Genomic DNA, 4,021 nt, shown 5'->3' with positions numbered 1-4,021 from the left:
GCGATTCTGGCCGATGACGGCCGCGCACCCGACATCATTGTCACCGACATCCGGCTGCGCGACGGGCCGACCGGCATCGAGGTTGCCGAACAGATCAGGCAGCATTTCGCCTGGGCGGGCGTGCTTCCCGTCGCATTCATCACGGGTGAGCTGATCTCGCCTCGCGCGCTTCGCGATTTTGCCCAGCCGTTCGTGTTGCTGAGGAAGTCTTCCGCACCGGAAAGCACGCTCGCTGGCGTCAGTCGGTTCGTTGCCACCCAACAGCCGACAGGCGGCGGTCATGAGAGGGATCTGTGACTGGAGGGACGCCGAGTTTGATGCCTCGATCGGCCAGCATGACGATGAGTTCTGTGCGGCGCCGCAGGTTGAAATGCGCGAGCAGATGACTGATGTATTTCCTCACCGTAATGTCCTCGAGCCCCATTTTAAGGGCAATCGCCTTCGAGGGAACTCCGCGAACCAGCCACGCCAGTGTTTCAAATTCTCTCGGAGTCAGTCCCAGGTCGGACGCGGCGCTCACCCCATAAATCGCAGCGGACGGCGCGTCCCCGGGTCTATCTGATAGGGCCTCCGCCGTGCCCATGTCGCGCCGGAGCATCGCGATGCTGGCGGCGGGCAGAAACACGCCCCCGGCCAGCACCGCACCTATAGCTGCGTTAAGCGCTGCAGGAGATGAAGATTTGGGCACGTATCCCATGGCTCGAAGTTCGATACATCGGCCGATGGTTTCCACGCGCTCGTCGGCCGATATCACAATCACGGGCAGGGACGGTCGCGATTCCTTCAATTCGGCGAGCGCGTTGCAGCCGTCACCATCGGGAAGGTCGAGATCGAGAAAAACGAAGTTCAGGGGCTCGCACAACGCATGATTGACGCCTTGTGACAAGGTACTTGCGTGGAGCAAGTCGATACCCGGAAAGAGTTCTCTCAGCAGAAGCGCCAATCCGGCTCTGAAGAGCTCATGATCGTCGACGATCAGTACGCGCATTCCGTCGTCTCCCAAAACAGCTTTCGGAGCGAACTGCAATGACTTTGCGGATGATGCTACGTCTGTAGCAACCACCTGCTTTTTGTTGTTCCGATCAAATAATACGCGCAATGCACTTACGCCACGGACATTGGCGGCTGCTCCATATCGCTTTGTCTCAAGAGTGGCGGGATTCGCCTGTGGCTCGACAGTTCGAGCGCAGGGGAATCACCGCCGCGCCGTGAGAATGGCGATGAGTGTGGCGACTTGATCTGGCAAGTGGATCACGGCCTGGTAAAGTGATCGTCGCCAGCGATTCGCGGGCCATTTCTGACCGTTGGTGGAAGAACCTGTCGGACAAGACCCCGGAAAAATCAACGTCTGTCCGTCAGGAACGCAAAAAAATGCCAACCGTTATCACAGCAACATTAGGCCAACGAGGACAACCGACCGATGGCCAGGTGAAGGAGACATTCGAGTGGCCACGTCTTCAATCTGTCCAGTGACAGAAGCTGGCCTCAAGCACCAGTTCGGCGAACACTCTCCGGAGTGGAGGCTGGGGTCGTCAACGGCAGCTTTCCGGCAGGATGGGGGAATAAGTCCTGCTGGCCAGATCCTGACGTTTGCCTGTATCAACGGATGGACACTCGCGGCCGATCCACACTGGAAAGAGCGTAGTCCACCAGTGACGAGTAAGACTGTTTTCACGAGAATCTCCTTTAACGAGCGTTGCCGTAACGTCCGGTCGGGACGAGGCGACGCAAACGCCCGAACCGCCTCAAGAACAGAATAATACGAATGAAAGTCCGGAAGAAGAGGCGTACCGAGGCGATGACAGTTACGAAGAAAGCGCAGCTCTCGGCTACCGGCACAGTCATATCGATTCTCGGTCGGCCCAGACGCTGTCGCCACCCATGTAGGTAGGCGACCGGAAATCGAGTCCGGAAAGATGCAGCGCTCCTGATCTGGCAGGCGCATCCCGAACGCTACATTTGTGTGTATAGCTTTGGATGACAGCCCTGCTATTCTGTTTGAATTGCACGCTGCCCACTCCGCGGACGGCGAATTTCCTGATCGAGCGTCGTCATGAGATCGTCAGGCCTCAGGGTGCGCAGGTTCAGCTCGGCGGCTCAGGAGCGCGCGTTCCGGTGGGACTACGCGCGCCGGTTCTCCGGGCAGCGGAGACTCGCCATCGCAATATTCACCGCGTTGTGGGTCGTATTTTCCATCCGCGACTTCTGCCGCTTAGACCTGCTCGATCCCACCCATCTGCACCACAATGAGCTGATTCTCCTGAGAGTCGCCGGAGCGATCGGGATGACGATTCCCGTGCTGTTCTGGACCCCGCGCGCACTCGATGAACGTTGGGCCGTCGGGCTGCTCGGTGTCTGGACGATCAGTTGCTGGTTCAGCTGCCTGAGAATGCTGCAGTTCTATCCGGGCGACCTTGGCTGGCGGGAAGTCTATCCGGTGCTGTTGTTTTGCCTTTTCTTGATATTCATGGCCTTTCGACTTCGGGTGATCACGGCGGCCTGGCTAATCGGGATTTGCGTCGTCAGTTATCTGATCATGCTTTATTTCAAACCCGTCAGCGGGAGCGTCGAACTGCGCGTGGAGTCGGTGGCTGCGCACGCCACAATGCTGCCGATGATGTCTGTCGTCGGCGTGCTGCTCAGCATCCCGCTGGAACGTGCCGCGAGGCGCGAATTCATGTACCGGCGCACCTTGCGCGCGGCCAAGGCTCGCGTCGAAGCGGCGTCGCGCGCGGTCAACGAGCGGAACAGACGCATGCAGGAGCTCGTCAGGGAGAAAGAGCGATTCTTTTCATCGGCGTATCACGACATCCAGCAGCCTCTCGCCGCAATCAACCTTTTCATCCGAAGCGCCAAGACGAGGATCAGGGACGGATACGCCGTGGATCGCGACCTCGATGTCATCGAGGAGACCGCGTCCGACATCCTCGACATGTTCAAGGACATTCAGGACTACAGCGAGCTGGGCTCGTATGTTCCCGGCCTTACGCCGGTCAATACGCATGACCTGTTGACCGAGGTCTTCGAGCAATACCGGGAGACGGCCCGGTTGCGTGGCATCGATCTGAGAATCGCGGGGCGGCGACGGTACCCGCCGTCCATCGAGACCGACCGATCGCTCTTCAAGCGGTCCCTATCGAATCTCGTATCGAACGCGATCAAGAACACGTCATCGGGCGGCGTTGTGCTTGGCTGGGTGCGACTGAATGAACGGCTGCGCGTCGATGTATGGGATACCGGCATCGGCATTGCGCCCGCCCATCGTGACGCGATTTTCTCCGAGTACTATCAGATCAACAATCCGGGGCGCGACCGTTCGAAAGGGCTGGGACTGGGGCTGTCGATTGTGCATCGCGCGATCCATATTCTGCCGGGACACGGCATGAGTTTCGCCTCCGTGGAAGGGCGCGGATCGCGCTTTTCCCTTTACGCGACGGTTTCGGCATCAACCCCGCCCGCCGGGGCAAATGCTCAGGATGGCGACGTCTACACGCCCGATCTCACGGGCACGTTCATGCTCCTGTGCGACGATGAACCTACCGTCCTCGAAGGCCTGAGGCGTCTTTTCTCAAGCGCGGGCGCGCTCGTGTACGCCGCCGAGTCGATGGCTGGATTCGAAGCCATCCTTGCCGATGACAGCCGCATTCCCGATCTCATCGTCGCCGATATCCGTCTGCGCGAAGGAGCCACCGGCAAGGAGGTTGCTGATCGGATCAGGCGTCATTTCGCGTGGGCGGGCGTTATTCCCGTCGCATTTATCACCGGCGAGCTGCTGTCCGATCACGTCCTTCGCGACTTTCGCGAACCGTTCGTGCTATTGCGCAAGTCCTCCGCCCCCAAGGACCTGCTGGCGGAGATCAGCCGGTACGTGACCGCTCAGCGGAAGATGAATCTCGATCTCGCGAACGATCAGTGACTGAAAGCGTGCCGAGCGTAATGCCCTTCTCTGCCAGCATCACGATAAGTTCTGTGCGGCGCCGCAAGTTGAAGAGGCAATATCGGTGCGCCACCGGATTAGACA

The 4,021-nt window shown here is 59.3% G+C and carries 3 protein-coding genes; 2 read left to right on the top strand and 1 reads right to left on the bottom strand.

Annotated elements, in window-relative coordinates:
- Positions 1 to 297 (top strand): response regulator (locus PQR42_RS45230; RefSeq protein WP_408496042.1); only part of this gene is annotated, 297 nt, incomplete at its 5' end.
- On the opposite strand, the gene PQR42_RS45225 is transcribed toward PQR42_RS45230, so the two are convergent.
- Entirely contained in the window at positions 239 to 988 is a 750-nt protein-coding gene (locus tag PQR42_RS45225; RefSeq protein WP_408496040.1) for a response regulator, read from the bottom strand. The two genes, PQR42_RS45230 and PQR42_RS45225, sit on opposite strands and share 59 nt — an antisense overlap.
- A gap of 1,065 nt (positions 989 to 2,053) precedes the next feature.
- Here PQR42_RS45225 and PQR42_RS45220 point away from each other — a divergent pair.
- Positions 2,054 to 3,916: a hybrid sensor histidine kinase/response regulator gene (locus PQR42_RS45220; protein ID WP_408496038.1), complete on the top strand. Its 1,863-nt coding sequence runs from the start codon at positions 2,054 to 2,056 to the stop codon at positions 3,914 to 3,916.
- The last annotated feature ends 105 nt before the right edge of the window (positions 3,917 to 4,021 follow it).

Source organism: Paraburkholderia sediminicola, from assembly GCF_046027355.1.
In the GTDB taxonomy this organism is placed as follows: Bacteria; Pseudomonadota; Gammaproteobacteria; order Burkholderiales; family Burkholderiaceae; genus Paraburkholderia; species Paraburkholderia sediminicola_B.
The sequence above is the reverse complement of the archived record's forward strand: the minus strand, read 5'-3'. Positions and strand labels throughout refer to the sequence as shown.